This window comes from Sinorhizobium sp. BG8, from assembly GCF_016864555.1.
Lineage (GTDB): Bacteria > Pseudomonadota > Alphaproteobacteria > Rhizobiales > Rhizobiaceae > BG8.
Genome location: NZ_CP044011.1, coordinates 1,612,619 through 1,631,984, shown reverse-complemented (window position 1 = coordinate 1,631,984; position 19,366 = coordinate 1,612,619). Strand labels below are relative to the sequence as shown.

The window sequence follows — 19,366 nt, the reverse complement described above, 5'->3', positions numbered from 1 at the left end:
TTTCCCCAAGCGATTCACGACGAATTGATGAGGAGTAACAGGGCGTGAATGAACAATAGAGGGAAATTTCTTCTGTAAGATCGACCGCTTAATGGTTCTGGGTTATCATGATTCGTACTTGGCGCCGTCCCCACCGCTCGATCGGTCGCCGATCGGTCGATCCGGAAACGATGACGCGGATTCTCGCCGTTGTTTGCTGCTTTGGCACGCATCCCAGTGCCGATCTTGTGAAGGAACTTACAGTACCAATCCCCGTTCACTCGAAGCAGTAGCCGATAGGCAGCGATCCCGTCTCACATCACACCGGCTTGCCGCGGGAGAGCATGATGCAAAGAAGTGAGTCTGACGTCTTCAATCTCTTCTCAGAGATCTACACGAGTACTGCGCAAGAGGAGATCAGTCTCCAAGAGTATCTACTTGCATGTCGTGATGACAAAAGCATGTATGCCACAGCCCAAGAACGGATGGTCGAGGCGATCGGAGAGCCGACCCTCATCGATACGAGTGCCGACGAAAGGCTCGGCCGCATCTACTCAAACAGGACCATCAAGATTTACCCCTCCTTCGCCGACTTCTTCGGCATGGAGGATACGATCGAGCGAATTGTCGGCTACTTCCGCTATGCGGCACAGGGCCTAGAAGAGCGCAAGCAGATACTCTATCTGCTCGGACCCGTCGGCGGCGGCAAGTCGTCTCTCGCCGAGCGGCTCAAGAAACTGATGGAACTGCGCCCCATCTACACACTCATGGTGGGTGGCAAGATCAGCCCGATCTTCGAAAGTCCGCTCGGTCTCTTCCACCCCGAGCGCATGGCGGATCTGCTTGAAGACAAGTACGGGATCGCCCGGCGACGCCTGACGGGCCTCATTTCGCCCTGGGCGACCAAGCGTCTCGACGAGGTCGGTGGCGATATTTCCAAGTTCAGCGTCGTGAAGCTCATGCCTTCGCGACTGCGCCAGATCGGGATCACCAAGACAGAACCGGGCGACGAGAACAACCAGGACGTTTCCTCGCTCGTCGGCAAGGTCGACATCCGGCAGCTCGAAAACTACAGCCAGGCCGATCCGGATGCCTACTCCTACAGCGGCGGTCTCAACCGCACGACGCAGGGGCTCCTCGAATTCGTCGAAATGTTCAAGGCGCCGATCAAGGTCCTGCATCCTCTGCTGACCGCCACCCAGGAGGGCAACTACAACGGCACCGAAAACTTCGGCGCCTTCCCCTTCCAGGGGATCGTGGTGGCACACTCCAACGAATCCGAGTGGCTCCACTTCAAGAACAACAAGAACAACGAGGCCTTCCTCGACCGCATCCTGGTGGTCAAGGTCCCCTATTGCCTGCGGGTGACCGAGGAAAAGCAGATCTACGAAAAGCTTCTTCGCGAAAGCGAGCTGGTAGACAACCCTTGCGCACCGGAAGTGCTCGAGAACCTCAGCCGCTTCACCGTTTCCACCCGGCTCACGCCGCATGAAAACTCGCCGCTTTATACGAAGATGCGGGTCTATGACGGCGAGAACCTGAAGGACGTGGATCCGAAGGCTAAATCGGTACAGGAATATCGCGATGCCGCGGGCGTCGACGAAGGCATGACGGGCGTCAGCACGCGCTTTGCCTTCAAGGTGCTGTCGGAAACCTTCAACTACGATACCAAGGAGGTCGCCGCCGATCCGGTGCACCTCATGTACATTCTCGAGCAGGCGATCAAGCGCGAGCAGTTCCCCAAGGAAAACGAGGCTGCCTACCTCGATTTCATCAAATCGGAACTCGCCACTCGCTATGCCGAGTTCATCGGGCATGAGATCCAGAAGGCCTATCTCGAATCCTACAGCGAGTACGGCCAGAACCTCTTCGACCGGTACATCGCCTATGCGGATGCATGGCTCGAAGACCAGGATTTCAAGGATCCCGATACGGGGCAGATCCTCAACCGGGGAATTCTCGACAGCGAGCTTTCGCAGATCGAGAAGCCGGCGGGCATCGCCAATCCGAAGGACTTCCGCAACGAGGTCGTCAAGTTCACGTTGCGCGCACGCGCGAAGAACCACGGCCGCAATCCCTCGTGGACGAGCTACGAGAAACTGCGGGAGGTCATCGAGAAGCGGATGTTCGGTCAGGTCGAGGACCTGCTGCCGGTCATCAGCTTCGGATCCAAGAAGGACAGTTCCACCGAGAAGCAGCATGCCGAATTCGTGCAGAGGATGATCCAGCGCGGCTATACCGAGCGGCAGGTCCGGCGACTTGTCGACTGGTACATGCGCGTGAACAAGGCCGGCTGACGATGCTGCGCGGGGATTAGCTAATGCCGAATTTCATAGATCGCCGCCTCAATCCGAAGGATAAAAGTCTCGGAAACAGGCGGCGCTTCCTGCGGCGGGCACGCGAGGAACTGAAAAGGGTCATCAAGGAGCAGGTCAAGGCCGGCAAGATCACGGATGTCGATGCCGACCACAGCGTACCCATGCCCTCGCGCGGTGCCAGCGAGCCGACGTTCCAGCCGAACCGCAACACGGGGCGAAGGGAGCATGTGCTCCCCGGCAACCGTGAATTCTCGGCGGGGGATCGCCTTCAGAAGCGACCCTCCGGCGGGGGCGGCAGTGGGTCGGGCACCGACGCCGATGAGCACGAGGACGATTTCCAGTTCGTCCTGTCGCGCGAGGAGGTCCTCGACTTTTTCTTCGAGGACCTGGAGCTTCCCGACATGGTCAAGCTCAGCCTCAAGGAAACGACCGCCTTCAAGCCGCGCCGGAGCGGCTTTGCGACCACCGGCTCGCCCACCAACATCAATGTCGGCCGGACCATGCGCAACAGCTATGGCCGACGCATTGCGTTGCGCCGCCCGTCCAGACGAGAGATGGAGGCCCTTGGAGAGGAAATCGCCAAGCTGGAGGCCGAAATGCCGCTCCAGGGATCGCATGGATCGCGGCTGCGGGCGCTGCAGGAGGAACTGGACAAGCTGGAACGCCGGCGTCGGCGCATCCCCTACGTAGACCCGATCGACATTCGCTTCAATCGCTTCGAGCCCCAGCCACTGCCCAATACCAGCGCCGTGATGTTCTGCCTGATGGATGTCTCCGCTTCGATGGGCGAACGAGACAAGGATCTCGCCAAGCGGTTCTTCGTGCTGTTGCATCTGTTCCTCAAGCGCCGCTACGAGCGGATAGACATCGTCTTCATTCGCCACACGGACGAGGCAAGGGAAGTCGACGAGCACACGTTCTTCTACAGCACGCAGAGCGGCGGCACGGTGGTCTCGACAGCACTCGAGGAAATGATCGGCATCGTCGAGGAGCGATATCCCGCCAGCGAGTGGAACATCTATGCCGCCCAGGCCTCGGACGGCGACAATATCAGCGGCGATTCCGAGCGCTGTGCCTCGCTGCTCAGGGATCATCTGATGCGGATATGCCAGTACTATGCCTACGTCGAGATCATCGACGAGCGGGAGACCGACATATTTGGGTCGACCGACAACGGCACCTCGCTGTGGCGCGCCTACCGCACCGTCGACGGCGAGTTTCCAAATTTCCAGATGACGCGAATAGCAAGGCCGGCGGACATCTATCCGGTCTTCCGAAAACTCTTCGCCAAGCAGCCTACAATGCAGTTGCGTAAGTGAAAGGCTATGCCAATGGAGCGAAGGGCGAGTTCAAAACTGTTGTTCCGTGGTTCCGACTGGAATTTCGCGACCTTGTCGCGCGCCTACGACGCCATCGAGACAATCGCGCTCGATGAACTGAACCTCAGCGTCTACCCGAACCAGCTCGAGATCATTTCCTCCGAGCAGATGCTGGACGCCTATTCCTCGGTCGGAATGCCGCTGATGTACCAGCACTGGTCGTTCGGCAAGCGCTTCGTCTACGAGGAGAACCTCTATCGCAAGGGGCGCCGCGGTCTCGCCTATGAGCTCGTCATCAATTCCAACCCCTGCATCACCTATCTGATGGAAGAGAACACCATGGCCATGCAGGCGCTGGTGACAGCGCACGCAGCCTTCGGTCACAATCACTTCTTCAAGAACAACTACCTTTTCCGGCAGTGGACGGACGCAAGTTCCATCCTGAGCTACATGGAGTTTGCCAAGAAATACATCGCCAAGTGCGAGGAGCACTACGGCACCGCCGCGGTCGAGGCCATCCTGGATTCCGCGCACACGATCATGGACCAGGGCGTGTTCCGATACCGGCGCCCACCGCGCCTTTCCTCAGAGAAGGTTCGGGAACGGGCCCGTGAGCGACTGGAATACGAGGAGCAAACATTCAACGACCTCTGGAGGACCCTGCCCCCGACAGCGGAGGGAAGCGATCCGAGCGAAGCCGAGCGCGACGCTTCGGAGCGGAAGAAGGCGCTGAAACTTCCGGAAGAGAACTTGCTGTATTTCTTGGAGAAAAACAGCCTGATCCTCGATCCCTGGCAAAGGGAGCTCTTGCGGATCGTGCGTGTCATCGCCCAGTACTTCTATCCCCAGCGACAGACGAAGGTGATGAACGAGGGGTGCGCCACCTTCGTGCACTACACCATCATGAACAGGCTCTACGACCAGGACAAGATCAGCGAAGGAGCAATGCTCGAGATCCTGCAGAGCCACTCGAACGTGGTCTTCCAGCCCTCCTTCGACGATCCCCGTTTTTCAGGCATCAACCCCTATGCGCTGGGGTTTGCGCTGATGCAGGACATCCAGCGCATCTGCACCGAGCCGACGTCGGAGGACCGGGACTGGTTTCCGGACATCGCCGGCAGCGGCAACTGGAAGGAGACGCTTCTCGACGCCTGGGCCAACCATCGCGACGAATCCTTCATCCTCCAGTATCTGAGCCCTTCCCTGATCCGGAAATTCAGAATGTTCCAGCTGTCCGACGACGCCAACGACAATTACCTGGAAGTCGCATCGATCCACAACGAGCGTGGCTACGAGGCGATCCGCGCGGCACTGGCGCGCAGCTACGATCTCGGAGCCAACCAGCCGGACATACAGGTGGTCGACGTCGATCTTCTCGGCGACCGCCACCTTCGCCTCCAGCACAACATCAAGAACGGCGTGCTGCTCGACGAGGCAAGCCGAGACGCCACGTTGCGCCATGTCCGGCATCTCTGGGGCTACGACGTCAGCCTCGCCGGAGTGGAGGCGGAAACGGGCGATGCTCTCTACGAATGCTCGACCGCAAAATACGCGTGAGGTCGTTGGTCCTCTTCACGTAACATATTGTTTGTACTGAAGACCGAGAACCGTTTCGCTGTCGATTCTCTGGGCGAACGCCGCGATGCCAATGAAACGCGGCCGCCAAAAGTAGCGACCGCGCAAGCGTACATGGTCCCTCAGTAGCAGGGCGGATACGGATAGTAGCCGCATGGCGGCGGGTAATAGTAGGGGCGATATGCGGATGCCGCCGCTGCGCCGATGGCCACGCCTGCAGCCACCGCTCCCGGATGGGCATACCAGCCGCCGTGCCAGACCGGGCCGTGATAGTAGCCGACACCGCCAACGGCGCCGACCCTGCCATAGCCGCCGCGAACAGCGAACCAGTCAATGAAGAGCGAGGCCGGTCCGTCCGCTCCCGTCAGGTCGCCTTCCAGCACGGCGACGTCAAAGGTCAGGTTGCCGCCCTCGAGCTTTGGAGACTTGAGCGTCACCACCGCATCCTCGATTGCCGAGCCATCACTGTTGAGCACGGAGATCGTCGCGTTGGGCGGGTCCTTGGCGAAGCTGTCGTTTCCCTCATCCCATTGCTTGATGAAGTTGGCCGTCGCCACGTGACCCGCCGCCCTTACGGGGCGATCGGCGAAAACGATCGTGGTGGGTCCGATGGCGGTCATCGTCAGCTTCCCGTCGGCAAGCTTCGCACCTCCGGAGTTCAGCACGGCAAGCGAGGGCACCATCTGGCTGGACTTTGCACCGATCGTCTTCTGCGCCGGTGCCGACATGGCATCCTGACCGAACGCAGGCATTGCGAGGCATAGCAGGCTTACTGCGCCCGCGATCACGCGGGCAGTACGACTGGATATCATCTGGATTACCCCCGGTTCTTGAAAGTTGAGTGTTTTACGTCAAGCGGTTCCTCGGGTTCACATGCATCGACATGCTGCCTGTTCCTGAGATCGGAGCCATCAGAAGCAAGATCTTGCAGCAGTTTCAGACCGCCACGGCGCATGACGCGCTTCATCGCGGCGGCAACATTCCCGCCTGGGCGTTGCCGGACAAAAGTTCATCACCCTTGCAGACAATCTTCTCTTGTCCGTGTCCGCCCCGAAAGCATACACGCAATCTTCGCACGAGTATCGAAGAGTTTTATTACAAATTCGACGTAGATACACATCCGCAATAGCAGGACTTGCTTGGAATAACCTTTCGGCTGTGGCGTTGCTCAGCAGCTTGCGACAAAGTCACGTTCCGGGTGCCTTACTGCGGCGCTCCCCCCTCGAGCACGCCGACGATTACCTTGCCGTCGGTGAAGTATCGGTCGCCACCGCCATTGCGGCCATCCTCGGTGGCGCCGACGCCTTCGATTTCGTACTGAGAAGCAATCTTCCCGGTTTCCGTGAGGTCATGGATGACGAGATCACGCTCGGCATCGACATCCGGCCCGATATGGTGGGTGATCTGGCCGGTATCGTGGCTCAGGCCCACGCCGCGGTCGAAGCTGGCCGAACCGAGCCAGATCGGGCGGCCGTCCTCCCCAGTCTTTGGCGTATGCCAGAAGCGGACATGGTTGCGCTGGTCCGCGCTATGACCGACAGGCTTCTCGAATGCCATGTCCTGAACCCGCCCCTCATAGAGTAAGGGGCTCACGGGGGCATCGAGATCGGGGCGGTCCAGCACAACGCTGAGGCCTATGTCTATGGAGCTGCTCAGGGTGATCTTGTCGGCAGGATCCCAGTGGGCGGCGGCAAAGGCGCGAATGACCTGCTCCTTCGTGCCCACGAGACCCACATTGATGGGATCTCCGGGGATATCCTGCTCGGTCATCGTCACCATGCTGCCGAACTCGCGGATGCGGCTGCGGTCGTGGAACTTCCAGAGCTCAGGCGCCATGAAGTAGGCGACGGCAAGATAGACGAGGAGCAGAAAGAACGTCAGGGCAGCGAAGGTGCGTGTTCTGGTTCGTCGCTTCATCGGACACCATTTGCCAAGAGCTTACTGGAAGAGCAACGGCTTGAGCTTAGCAGATTTCACGCGGTTCGATAGCAGAACAACCCCGGCATGGGACGGGGCGACAGGCACAGTTCGGATGATCGCCATACCTCGCCGGAGGGACGCTCTACGCGCCCCGTACGATCTCCTCGGCGGCCAGCGACGCGGAGAGAAGTCGCGTGTCGCAGTTCGGCAGCGCGGCGAGCTGCAGCCCCACCGGCATGCCCGCATCTCCCCTGCCGCAGGGGACCGATACGGCGCACCAATCGAGGAAATTGCCGATCAGCGTATTGCGCAGGGTCTTCCCGTTGACCTTGAAGAAGGTGTCGTCGTCCTCGACGAGCGGTTCTGTCGGCGGGGCGACGTGCGGCAGGGTCGGCGACACGATCAACTCGTCCGCGCCCACGCTGTCCGCCAGCTGCGCGATCAGCCGCTCGCGCGCCGACAGCGTATCGATGTAACTGGCAAGCAATATCTTCTCGCCCAGGCGCGTCCGCGCAACCACGCGCGGGTCCATCCGTTCGGCTTCCGGCCCCGCAAGACGCTCTGTATGCACGGCGAATGCCTCCGCCGTTACCAGAGCACCATTCCGCGCCATCAGTTCAAAGATTTCGCCAAATGCCGGGAAGGCCTGGCGACGCACCTTCGCGCCTGCACGCACCAGCCGCTCCAGCGCCCCTTCGAAGGCAGAGACGACCGCTTCTTCCGCTTCGTCGAAGACGACCGTCTCCGGGACGACCAGTGACAGGCCCGAAACAGATCCGCGGATCACATCGGGAGTGACCAGGCCGCGCATCGCCGCGTCAACCCAGACGGCATCCTGGACCGTCCGGCAGAGCGGACCGAGGGAATCGAGGCTCTTGGCCAGCGGAAAGACCCCCGCCATCGGATAGCGCCCGCGCGTCGCCTTGTAGCCGACGATCCCGTTGAACGCGGCCGGTATGCGCACCGAACCGCCCGTATCGGTCCCGATCGAAACGGGAACGAGGCCGGATGCCACCGCAACGCCCGAACCCGAGGAAGAGCCGCCCGGCAGGCGCGCACCATCCGTCGAGGCCGGATTTCTCGGCGTGCCATAATGCGGATTGATGCCGAGGCCTGAAAAGGCGAACTCGCTCATGTTGACGCGACCGACCGTGATCATGCCGGCGGCCTTCAGCGCCTTGACCACCGCGGCATCCTCGGTCGCGGGTTCGGCTTCCGCCAGGACCCGGGATCCCGCCGGGGTCGGCATTCCCTCGAGATCGAAAAGATCCTTCCAGGCGAGCGGAATACCGTCCAGCGGGCCGAGCGAACGGCCCTCGCGCATACGCTTCGACGCCGCCTCGGCCTCGGCTCGCGCACGCTCAGGCGTCACGGCCAGGAAGATCGACCGGTCCTCGCAGGCGCCGATGGCGTCGAGCGTTTCCTCCGCGAGAGCGATCGGATCCAGGCTGCCGGACTGGATGCGGGCGGACAGGGTGGCGATCGATTGACCGGTATTTCTGCTCATCTCATCGTTCTTTCGTGGCAATCGCCGGACAGTCACGCCTATCGTCGGACCGGCCGGCGGATGCGGGAAACGTCGCGTCTCCCTCTAGGAGACCGACGTCTACCGCAAATTCTCCCCGACAGGAATCGATTTGAGGGCGAGCGGCACCGCGAGACCGCCCCCCGAGAAAGGCAGGGATTGAAGGGCGGCGGCCGACCGAAACGGGATCCACGTCACGCGACAATCACGCGCCGGGGCCAATCCGGTGGCAGGATCGACCGCTCTGAATGAACTGGCCGGCAGGCACCTACATCCGGCCGGCAGCGATCTCCTCCTTGCGCCGGGCAACGTAGGCAGAGAGTTCCTCGTCCACCGCCGCGTCAAGTGGCGGCTGTTCGTAGGTGCGCAGCAGCTCCTTCCAGATGGCGTTCGCCCTGTCGGTCCCGGTTTTCGCGCCGCTTTCCGACCAGTTCTCGAAGTTGCGCCAGTCGGAGAGCATCGGCTCGTAAAAGGCGTCCTCGAAACGGGCGAGCGTGTGGCCGGTGGCGAAGAAGTGTCCTCCCGGCCCCACCTCGCTGATCGCGTCCACGGCAAGGGTCGCCTCGTCGACAACCACCGGATCGAGAAAGCTGCGCATCAGTTGCAGCATTTCCGCGTCGAGCACGAGCTTCTCGAAGGAAGCGGTCAGGCCGCCCTCCAACCAGCCGGCCGCATGCTCGATGAGATGCACCCCGCCCATGATCGTGCTCCAGAGCGACATGCCGCTTTCATAAGCCGCCTGAACATCCACGGCGTTTGATGCCGTGACGTTCGAGGAGCGGAAGGGCACGTCGTAGCGGCGGGCGAGCTGGCCGGAAGCGATCTGCGCCTTGGCATATTCGGGCGTTCCGAAGGCAGGCGAACCGGTCCGCATGTCGACGTTCGACGTAAAGCCGCCGTAGAGTACGGGTGCGCCCGGCGAAACGATCTGGGCAAGCGCGATCAGCGCCAGCGCCTCGGCATTCTGCTGGGTGAGAGCGCCGGCAATGGTGATCGGGCTCATCGCGCCCGAAAGCGTGAAAGGTGTCAGGGCGATCGGTTGGCCGGCCCGGGCCATGGCGCCCAGCGCCTCGCCCATCGGGATATCCAGCCTGAGGGGGGAGTTGGAGTTGATGATGGTCAGCGTGGCCGGGTTCCGTCTCAGCTCCTCGCGCGACTGGCCGAGCGTGATCGACAGCATCTCGATCGCATCCTCCACCCGGTAGCCGCCGAGCGCCCAGCATTGCCAGTTCTTGTCCGTGAGGCGAATGGCTGCGTGGTAGAAGTCGAGGTGACGGCTTTCCGGCGGCAGGTCGGTCGGCTCACAGGGGCAGCCGCCCTCCTGGTGTATGACGTTGAGGCTCTGCACGACGCGGATGTAGTCACACATGTCGGCGTAGTTCCCGGCGCGCCGTCCGCGGTCCATGTCGTGCACGAATGCCGGTCCACCGGTGGCCGCAAAGATTACGCTCCCGTCGCCGACCCTGAGGTTTCTGGCGGGATTGCGGGCCTGAAGCGTGAAGCCCGACGGTGCCGTACGGATCTTCTCCTCGACCATCGCAGGATCGAAGCGCACGCGCAGCGTGCTTTCGTCGACATCCGCTCCGGCCGCCTTCAGCAATGTCCGGCTCTCCGCGTGCAGGACCTCCATGCCGGTCTCGGCGAGCAGACGAAGGGATGCCACATGGATGGCCTCGATCTCGTCCGTGCTCATGACGGTGATTGGCGGGTAACGATTGACGACGCCGCCGAAGCGCATCTGCCGGACGCCTGCTCCTGCTGCGATGCGGCGCTCGCGCCGGTTTGCCATGCTGCGGGCCATAAGAAACTCCTCTGGTACAGGATTGCCCGTGCCGCCGCTGGAAACGCGGCGGCACGCCAGGCGGTGCGCCTTACGCCCTGGTGAATTTCGGAATGTAGAGATAGCCGTCGGCCATGATGTAGGGCTTCAGGCCCTCGCGCACGACCGCGGCGAATGTCTCGTGGGTCAGGAAAATGAAGCCGCCCGATTCCTCCATGAGATCCTGCATCTTGCGGTAGATGACCCCGCGCTTTTCCGGATCCGTCTCGGCCATTCCCTTCTGGTAGAGATCCTCGAATTCGGGACTGTCGAACTGGCCCCAGTTGTAGGCGCCGATCTGCGAGGGGCGGAACCAGGTGAGGTTTTCCGACGGATCGACGCCGCCCGCGAAGTTCATCAGCACCATTTCAAGGTTCTTCCAAGTGTCTCCCGCGGACTTGTCGCCAAGCGTCCAGTAGACGGCATCGTCATAGGCCTTGATATCCACGGTCACCCCGACCGCACCGAACAGCGCCTGCACGATCTGGCAGGTCAGCTGGCTGGTCTTGTCGTTCTGAGCGGCAAGCTCGATCGTCAGGCCCGATATGCCCGCCTCGTCGAGAAGCGCCTGCGCCTTGCCGGCATCGGCGGGATAGAGGATGGCGTCGCGATGGCCGACCATCGACGGCGGCACCACGCCGGTTGCCGCAGCCGCGAGCCCGGAATAGGACCCGTCCATCACCTGGGAAACGTCGAGGGCATATTGCAGCGCGCGGCGGACCTTTTCGTCGGCGAACTTGGGATTGTTGAGATTGATCGCCAGCCACACGAAGCGGTTGCCATCCATCTGGATGAGGGAACTCTTCTCGGGCAACGTGTCTCGATAGGTCGCAAGCGTGTTGAGACTGATCTTGGAGTAGTCGATCGCCTTCGATTCATACGCGAGCGCCGCGGCCTCGTCGTCGCTGATAATCTCGAACCTGACTTTCGCGAAGGTCGGCGCCGGTCCCTTCCATGCCGGATTGAGCACGAGCGACAGGCTCTGCTTGAGCACCCATTTCTCGATCACATAGGGGCCGGCACTTGCGGGCACCTCGGTCGTGAACTTGCCGCCTGCGGCCTCGACCGCCTTCTTGCAGACAATGTGGCCCATGTAATAGGGCAACGTCGTTACCCAGAAGGGCGACGAAGGCGACTTCAGGCGGATGATGCCGCTCCTCTCGCCGGTGACCTCGACCTCCTTCAGGGCATCGAAGGCATAGGCCCAGGCCGAAGCGTTGGCGGGATTTGCGACGCGCTCGAACGAGTACTTGACGTCCTCGGCCGTTACCGGTCCGAAATCACCGGTCCATACGAGCCAGTCGTGCAACTTGAACTCGATCTCGGTCGGAGACTTCTCCGTGAGTTCACTTGCCGCATAGGGCGTCCAGCCGGCACCGTCGCGCACGTCGTTCAGCCGGTTCAGCGACACGAACAGGCAGCGCCCGACCTCCTCCTCGAGCAGGCCGTTCTGGAAGGCCGGATCGAGAATTTCGATGTCGGACGCGCCGCGGACCACCAGCGTGTCACCTTCCACCGCGTAGGAAAGGCCCGGACGCAGTGCAAGCGCGGACATGCCGGCAGCCGCTCCGAGCACGAATTGCCTTCTGTTCATCGAAAATGCGCTCATTCTTCTGATCCCTCTGTTTTTTATGATTGATCGTCTAATGCTCGGTCACCTCGATACGAGGCGAAGGTTCGGGACAGCTGCCGGCTTCACCTCTGCGAGCGGAAAATGACAGGCCACCTCATGATCTGCTGAGACATTGGTGCGCGGCGGTGGCTCGACCCGGCATCGCGCCTGCGCGAAACGGCAGCGGGTATGAAACTCGCACCCGCCTGGACGGGCGGCAAGGCTCGGCACTTCTCCGATGACCGGGGGCTCCTGGCGGCGCTTCGAGGGATCGGGAACGGGCTCGGAATCGAGCAGGGCCCGCGTATAGGGGTGTTGAGGATTGCGGAAGATCGCCGCCGCCGGACCGCTTTCGACGACGCGGCCGAGATAGAGGATGACGATCCGGTCGGCGATATGGCGTGCCACCGACAGGTTGTGGGTGATGACCAGGAACGCCGTGCGGAACTCGTCCCGGATGTCCAGGAACAGGTTGAGGACGCCGCCCTGGACGGAAACGTCGAGACCCGCCGTCGGTTCGTCGGCAATGATGAGCCGCGGCACGACCGAAAGGGCACGGGCGACCGCCGCGCGCCGCGCCTGCCCTCCGCTGAGCGCATGGGGGAAGCGTGAGAGCAGCGGCCTCGCGAGGCCAGCCTTTTGCGCAAGCGCGGCGATGTCCTCGCTGCGCGTGCTGCCGGCGAATGCGATACGGCGCGGCTCGGCGATGATGGATCCTATCCTCTGACGGGGGTTGAAGGACGTGACCGGATCCTGGAACAGAAGAGCTGCCTGGCTTCTGACCCTGCGGAAGCTGCGACTGGAAAAGTCCGGCAGTGCTGCCCCATCGAGCAGGATCTCCCCCGCCGAGGGCCGAACGAGCCCCACGAGCGCACGACCGAACGTCGTCTTGCCCGATCCGCTCTCGCCGACCATGCAGGTGACTTCGCCGGGCCGGAGCGCAACGGAGACGTCGATCAGGATATCGAGCGACTTCGACGCCTTGAACGGAAGCCACCGGCCGGTCCGCACGGAGACCGAAAGCCCCTTCGTTTCGATCATGGCCGGCAGCGATGTCATGGTGCGCTCCGATGGCAACGGGAAAAATGGGGCTCCCCCGATCCGGGAGCGGGACCCAAGGAGGCGTCTCGCAGTGGCATCGGGCCTCCGCGACCGGACAGCGACCGGCGAACCCGCAGCCTGCACCGCTGGGCCGCGGCACCTCGCCGCCGATGACGGGAAGCCTCGAAACGCCACCGCCGATCAGTGCGGGCTCGCAGGCAAAGAGCGCCCGGGTATAGGGATGGCGCGGGTTCGCGAAGATCTCCCCGACGCTTCCCTCCTCCACAATCCGGCCCGCATACATGACCGCGACCCGATCACAGATCTCTGCGATGACGCCAAGGTGGTGCGAGATCATCAGGATCGATACGCCCGATGTCTCCTTAAGCTCCCGCATCAGATGCAGGATCTGGGCTTCCATGGTGACATCAAGCGCAGTGGTCGGTTCGTCGGCGATGAGAAGCGCGGGGCGCATCAGGAGCGCCGCGGCGATCGCCACGCGCTGGAGCATGCCGCCCGAAAACTGGAAGGGATAGGCATCCAGCTTGCCGGCAGGGTCGGGAAGGCCGACTTCCCTCAGCACTGCAATGATGCGCTCCCGCTTCTCGTCGGCCGATTGACGCCGGTCCCGCCAGAGGAGGTCCGTGAGCTGCCTGCCAAGCGTATGAAGCGGACTGAAGGCGGTCATCGGGTTCTGGAATACCATGGCGGCGGCAGGGCCCCGCAGCGACGCGTAATCCTCCTTCCCCTCGCCCAGCATGTCGTGGCCGTCGAGGAGGAAACGCTCGCCGCTCACACCCGCCGCGGGCGGGAGCAATCCGAGAATGCTGTGGGCGAGCGTCGACTTGCCCGAGCCGCTTTCGCCGATGATCCCCATGACTTCGGCCGGGCGGATCTGAAGATCGACGCCTGCGACCGCGGGGACGAGACCGCCATAGGTCACCGAAAGGTTCCTCATCTCCAGAACCGGAGCCGGATCCTCGGTCGATACCCTTGCTGCGGCTCCGGCGCTGGAATTCATCAGTGACGCTCCCGTGAGAGCTTCGGGTCGAGCGCATCGCGTAGCGCCTCGCCGAAGAAGGTGAACCCGATCGTCGCAAGAATGAGCGGCGCACCGCCGGCAATGACCGGAAGCGGCGTGTTGCGAATGACGGCGAAACCGTCGCTCAGAATGTTGCCCCAGCTCGGGATCTGCGGCTTGACGCCGAGGCCCAGGAAGGAAAGGCCGGCCTCGAGGGTGATGACGGTCGAGATGTCGAGGCAGGCGAGAATGAGAAGCGGGCCCACCACATTGGGCAGGAGATGGCGGAACAGGATGCGCGGCGTCGAGGCATTCATCGCCTGCTCCGCCTTGATGAATTCTCGCGACTTCAGGCTCAGCGTCTGGGTACGCACCAGTCGCGCATAGCTTGGGACGGAATAGAGCACGATCACCAGGATGACCGTCGACACGCCCGGCCCGATGAGGACGACGATCGCCAGTCCCAGCATGATCATCGGCAGGGAACTGAGACTGTCGAAAACGAGGATCAGCAGTGCATCGAGCCAGCGGGGGCCGTAGCCGGCGATGAGCCCGAGCGGCAAAGCCGCGACAAGGGCGATCGAAAGCGCCGTCAGTGCCACGGTCATAGCCGTGCGCGTGCCCATGATGATACGCGACAGGAGATCGCGGCCAAGCTGGTCGGTGCCGAGGAGGTGTGCGAAGGACGGGTCGGCCAGGCGCTCCTTGACGCTGATGGCGGTCGGATTGTAGGGCGTGAGCCACGGTGCGAAGAGCGCGGTGAGGACGATCAGGGCCACCAGCGTACAGCCGATCCCGCCGAGCGGAGTGAAAAAGACGAGGCCCAGAACGCGGCCCGTCCCACGCAGCCAGCCGGGCTCCTTTCCGGCGTGTGCTTCTGCCTCTATGCCCGACATCGTCATCGCCATGTCAAAGAGCGCTCCTGACGCGGGGATCGAGCCATGCCGTGACGAGATCGGCGATAATCATGCAGGTGACGTACAGCCCGGAGGTCACCAGCACGGTGCCCATCACCAGCGGATAGTTGCGGGTCACGACCGCATCGTAGGTCATCTTGCCGAGACCGGGCCGGGTGAAGACGATTTCGGCGAAGACCGAGCCGGTCAGCAACCCGCCGAAGCCGATGGCGATGACGGAAAGGACGGCGAGCAGGGCCTGCTTCAGCGCGTAGCGATAGATGATGCGGCTCTCGCTGACGCCGAAGGAACGAAGCGTGCGCACGTAGTCCTCGCCCATCGCCTCGATCATTGCGGCCCGCACGAGACGTGAGACGTAGCCGACCCAGCCGAGGCCGATGGCGAAAGAGGGCAGGATCAGCGCCCGTATCTGGCCGGCGAGATCGCCCGGCTCGCCCGCCCCGATGGCAGGCAGCCAGTTGAGGCTGACGGCGAAGATCAGCAGCGAATAGAGCGCCACCACGAAGGACGGAATTGCCACGAAGCCGACGGAAACCATTCCAATCAGCCAGTCCGCCCATTTTCCGTGATAGACGACCGCGACGCAGCCGAGGAAGACACCCAGGGTGACCGCCCAGGCGAAGCTCGCGAGCGCCAGCGTGACCGTATGGGGAAGCACTTCGAGGATCATCGTCAGGACCGGGCGGCGGCTCCAGACGTCCTGCCCGAGGTCCCCTTCGGCGAGGCGGCCGAGGAAGAGGCCCAGTTGTTCGATGATGGGCCGGTCGAGCCCCATCATCTCGCGGAAGGCCTCGCGCATCTCCGGCGTCGAGCGCGGGCCGAGCGCCACTACCGTCGGATCGCCGGGAATGAGGTGCATCATCGAAAACAGCAGCACCGCGACGATAAGCAGGATGACAACGGCGAGCGCGGCGCGTCGGATCAGGAAGACGATCATCGGCGGCTCCTTGCTTGTGCGCGCAAGGGAGCAGGGACTATCGCGGCGCGGCCGGTCAGATGTGATCGCGACGGATCCATTCGTCCCCTCCCCGTTCGAAGACCAGTCTACCACGTTCGAATGCCTCCAGCCGCCAGGAAAGCCGGAAACGATGGGCCTGCGTGCTGATGGCCAGATGCGAGCGCGTCTCGATATCGGCCTCGCCGCTCTTGATGCTGAGGTCCCAGCCCGTCTCGAGACGGGCGGAAAGAGGATCCCCTTCGATGATCGACATGCGGTCCACGACGCGTGAGGCCGTGACGATCGACCTGTCCGTCAGGTGATGGCGGCCCTCGTCGCTCGTCAGCGTGATCGTCTGGCATCCGGTCTCGCCGTCGACCTCGATCTCGCGGCTGTGCTCCTCGCCATTGAGTTCCACAGAGGGAACGGGCGCCGAGATTTCCGGCGGTTCGAAGCCCACGGGGATCTCGTTCGCCACCGGCCCGCGCACGGGAAGTGACAGACGCGAGGCTCCGCTTTCGAGGGTGATTGCAGGCATCTCCGGCGACGGCCACAGGATCGGCCAGTGTTGGTTGCTGAGCACGAGACGGAGCCGGCTTCCCGCCGAAAAGCGGCGACCGACGTGGTTGAGTTCTATAAGGGCCTTGAAGGTTTCGCCCGGAAGAAGCGGCTCGGGCTCGTCATGTCCGTGCCGATGGGCGAGGTTGAGTACCCCCCAGGTGACAAGCGTCGAGGTTCCATCCGGCGCGACGTCGCAGAGCCTTGCGACGATGAAGCCCCCGGCACTGTCGCTGACGCCCTTGACCTGCACTGACGGCGCGCCGAGCAGCTCGAGATCCTCCGTCAGCGGCGGCGTGTCGAAACAGAGGCCAAGTTCGTCTTCCCGGCGCTGATCCACTGGCATGTCGGGAACTGTGCCGCCGTAGCCGCCATAGCGACCACAATCGCGGCCCGCGGTCACCGGCGAACGCAGCAGCAGGTCGCGACCGCCTTCCGCCGCCTTTCCGAGCCCGCCGGCATTGAGGTGGAAGACCTCGGTCTTGACGTTTGGCGAAGGCCAGGAGGGCTCGCCCACGAAGCGGCCAGCGTGTTCCGGGTAGAAAGGCGCCGGCGCGTGCGGATCGTTGATCCAGGCGGTGTAGAAAGGACCGTCCATGACCCCGGTGTCGACGCCTTCCAGCCAATGCCGCCACCAGCGGATCGCTTCCTGCAGATAGCCGATTGCGGGTCCGGGATTGCCAAGGAACGGATAGGCGTGGGTCCATGGACCGACCAGCCCCTTGCGCGGCACAGAGAGCCCTTCGAGCAGTCGCGGCACCGCGTTTGAATAAGTGTCGTCCCAGCCGCTGATCGCGTACACCGGAATCCTGATCTTCGCGAAATCCTCGCAGACCGACCCACGTTTCCAGTAGGCATCGCGGCGCTGGTGGCACATCCAGGTCGAGGACCAGCAGGTCGTGGCTTCGAGTCGCTCGCGCCACATCTGCCGCCACCGCTCCCCGACGATCTGCGGGTCGGGCGGCAGCGCGCTCATGGCCAGCATGAGGGAGGACCACATGCCGTCTTCGGTCAGGAGACAGCCGCCGAAATAGTGGACGTCGTCAGCATAGCGGTCGTCCGAGCAACAAAGGGCGATGATCGCCTTCAATGCCGGCGGCTGGCGGGCGGCGACCTGGAGGGCATTGAAGCCTCCCCACGAAATCCCTGTCATTCCGACGGCGCCCGTCGACCAGGACTGCGCGGCGAGCCATGCGATGATCTCGCAGGCGTCGTTCTGTTCCTGCTCGGTGTACTCGTCCGACAAAATGCCTTCGGAATCCCCGGAGCCGCGTATATCCACCCGGCAACAGGCAAAGCCGTGGCCGGCCACGTAGGGATGCATCTTCGTGTCGCGGAAGACGGTGCCGTCGCGCCGGCGATAGGGGATCAGCTCGAGGATCGCGGGGACGGGATTTGCTTCGGCGTCCTGCGGCAACCAGATGGTGGCAGCAAGCCGGGTGCCGTCCGACATCGGGATGAACATCGGATCGAGGCAGGTCACCGTGCGCGGGAAGGTTTCGACGACAGTCGTCATTTGTCCTTCTCCCCGTCTTCGGCCGATGGAGCCTGTTCATCGCCAGCCGGTTCATCACCGGCGGGTTCCCCATCTTCCCTGTGCGCCCATTCGTAGAGGACGGGCGATGTCTGCGGGTAGGCCACAAATTCGTCGCGCATCGCAACCTTGGGCTCAAGGGCGCGGCGCCAGATCGCAAAGGCCGCGAAGACCAGCGTCAGCGCCATCGCGTACCAGAAGAAGGAGCTGGGACCGAGCCGCTCCACGCCGGCTGCGGCCACCAGCGGACCGAAGGTACCTCCGAGCGCCCAGATGAGCAGGAGGTTGGAGGACAGAACCACGAACTCCGAAGGCTTGGCACGGTCGTTCGCATGCGCGACGCCCAGCGGATAGAAGATTTCGGCAATACCGCCGAAGACAGAGAACAGGACGAGGAGCAGCCAGAATGGCGTCTGGCCGTCGACAAGCAGGAAGGCGGCGCAGACGACGGCAAGAACGACCGCCAGCCACAGCATCATCGCACGGCGATCGAGGCGATCCGAGAGGTAGCCGAGAGGAAACTGCAGGAAGAGCGCGCCCAGTTGCACGGCGGCCATGAGGATGACGATCCGGTCCTGCGTGAACCCGAGCCCAAGCCCGTAGAGAGGCCCGATGCTCGAGAAGGTGGAGGAGACCAGCCCGGTCATCAGGCAGGCGAGCGTGCCGAGTGGAGAGGTCCTGAAGGCCCGGAACACATGAATGCCGACGGGCGCACGAAGTTGCGGTTCCCCGACCCAGATAGCCGTGACCGGGACGAGCGCCAGTGCGTAGAAGGCGGCGGTGATCATCAGCATCGCCTGCCCGCCCGGATCCACCTCGCGGCCGAGCAACTGACCCAGACCATAGAAGAGCCCCAGGACCAGCACATAGAGGGTTAGGGTCTTCCCGCGGCCCTCGTTCGGGACCATGGCGTTCAGCCAACTCTCGATGATGACCGCCTGCCCCGCATTGGCAAAGCCGACGACGCTCTGGATCGCCATGATCGCGGCAAGGCTGGGGTTCGCGCCCAGCGCCAGGATGAGGACCGCCGAGGAAGCGGAGAAGGCGGCATAGGCCCGGACTTCGCCGACGGAGCGCACCAGCTTTACCGATGCGATGCAACCGACGAGGAAACCCGCGCCCTCGGCCATCACCACCAGCCCGACCGCATCGGCATTGTGCCCCGTCTGCACCAGGCGCAGCGGCAACAGCGTGTGGAACAATCCCGAACCGACCGCGTGCAGGGCACCCCCGGCAAGCGGCGAGGCAATGGAAAACCGTGACACGCTCGAGGGGGACTGGCTCATCGCCG

The 19,366-nt window shown here is 63.0% G+C and carries 14 protein-coding genes; 4 read left to right on the top strand and 10 right to left on the bottom strand.

Annotation, left to right across the window (positions count from 1 at the left end; genetic code table 11):
* Positions 1-326 precede the first annotated feature (326 nt).
* Genes F3Y30_RS07505 through F3Y30_RS07495 form a run of 3 tightly spaced genes read left to right on the top strand, consistent with a single transcriptional unit; the run spans position 327 to position 5,173 of the window.
* On the top strand, positions 327-2,276 hold the full coding sequence (locus tag F3Y30_RS07505; RefSeq protein WP_203425848.1) for a PrkA family serine protein kinase: 1,950 nt from the start codon (positions 327-329) through the stop codon (positions 2,274-2,276).
* 23 nt (positions 2,277-2,299) lie between these two features.
* Positions 2,300-3,616 (top strand): YeaH/YhbH family protein, encoded by a 1,317-nt coding sequence (locus F3Y30_RS07500; RefSeq protein ID WP_203425847.1) that lies wholly within the window; start codon positions 2,300-2,302, stop codon positions 3,614-3,616.
* Between the two features lie 12 nt (positions 3,617-3,628).
* On the top strand, positions 3,629-5,173 hold the full coding sequence (locus F3Y30_RS07495; protein ID WP_203425846.1) for a SpoVR family protein: 1,545 nt from the start codon (positions 3,629-3,631) through the stop codon (positions 5,171-5,173).
* A gap of 140 nt (positions 5,174-5,313) precedes the next feature.
* Here F3Y30_RS07495 and F3Y30_RS07490 read toward each other — a convergent pair whose 3' ends face one another.
* From F3Y30_RS07490 to F3Y30_RS07465, 6 genes are all read right to left on the bottom strand, one after another.
* A complete protein-coding gene (locus F3Y30_RS07490) occupies positions 5,314-5,943 on the bottom strand; it encodes a hypothetical protein (RefSeq protein ID WP_246752958.1) in 630 nt (209 codons plus the stop codon).
* Between the two features lie 451 nt (positions 5,944-6,394).
* On the bottom strand, positions 6,395-7,108 hold the full coding sequence (locus F3Y30_RS07485; RefSeq protein ID WP_203425844.1) for an LssY C-terminal domain-containing protein: 714 nt from the start codon (positions 7,106-7,108) through the stop codon (positions 6,395-6,397).
* 145 nt (positions 7,109-7,253) lie between these two features.
* Entirely contained in the window at positions 7,254-8,618 is a 1,365-nt protein-coding gene (locus F3Y30_RS07480; protein ID WP_203425843.1) for an amidase, read from the bottom strand.
* 286 nt (positions 8,619-8,904) lie between these two features.
* Positions 8,905-10,437, bottom strand: a complete 1,533-nt coding sequence (locus F3Y30_RS07475; protein WP_203425842.1) for a trimethylamine methyltransferase family protein — start codon at positions 10,435-10,437, stop codon at positions 8,905-8,907.
* A 70-nt stretch (positions 10,438-10,507) separates the two neighbouring features.
* Positions 10,508-12,064: an ABC transporter substrate-binding protein gene (locus F3Y30_RS07470; RefSeq protein ID WP_203425841.1), complete on the bottom strand. Its 1,557-nt coding sequence runs from the start codon at positions 12,062-12,064 to the stop codon at positions 10,508-10,510.
* A gap of 45 nt (positions 12,065-12,109) precedes the next feature.
* The gene (locus tag F3Y30_RS07465; RefSeq protein ID WP_203425840.1) at positions 12,110-13,126 is read right to left on the bottom strand and encodes an ABC transporter ATP-binding protein; all 1,017 of its coding nucleotides are present in this window, start codon (positions 13,124-13,126) and stop codon (positions 12,110-12,112) included.
* 73 nt (positions 13,127-13,199) lie between these two features.
* Here F3Y30_RS07465 and F3Y30_RS26265 point away from each other — a divergent pair, with 73 nt between their 5' ends.
* Positions 13,200-14,135: a hypothetical protein gene (locus tag F3Y30_RS26265; protein ID WP_246752902.1), complete on the top strand. Its 936-nt coding sequence runs from the start codon at positions 13,200-13,202 to the stop codon at positions 14,133-14,135.
* Here F3Y30_RS26265 and F3Y30_RS07455 read toward each other — a convergent pair.
* Genes F3Y30_RS07455 through F3Y30_RS07440 form a run of 4 tightly spaced genes read right to left on the bottom strand, consistent with a single transcriptional unit; the run spans position 14,129 to position 19,361 of the window.
* A complete protein-coding gene (locus F3Y30_RS07455; RefSeq protein WP_246752901.1) occupies positions 14,129-15,037 on the bottom strand; it encodes an ABC transporter permease in 909 nt (302 codons plus the stop codon). The two genes, F3Y30_RS26265 and F3Y30_RS07455, sit on opposite strands and share 7 nt — an antisense overlap.
* Before the next feature lies 1 nt (position 15,038).
* A complete protein-coding gene (locus F3Y30_RS07450; RefSeq protein WP_203425839.1) occupies positions 15,039-15,983 on the bottom strand; it encodes an ABC transporter permease in 945 nt (314 codons plus the stop codon).
* A 55-nt stretch (positions 15,984-16,038) separates the two neighbouring features.
* Positions 16,039-18,057, bottom strand: coding sequence for a CocE/NonD family hydrolase (locus F3Y30_RS07445; protein WP_203425838.1), 2,019 nt, complete (start codon positions 18,055-18,057; stop codon positions 16,039-16,041).
* Entirely contained in the window at positions 18,054-19,361 is a 1,308-nt protein-coding gene (locus tag F3Y30_RS07440; RefSeq protein WP_203425837.1) for an MFS transporter, read from the bottom strand. The genes F3Y30_RS07445 and F3Y30_RS07440 overlap by 4 nt, the downstream gene beginning before the upstream one ends.
* Between the last annotated feature and the right edge of the window lie 5 nt (positions 19,362-19,366).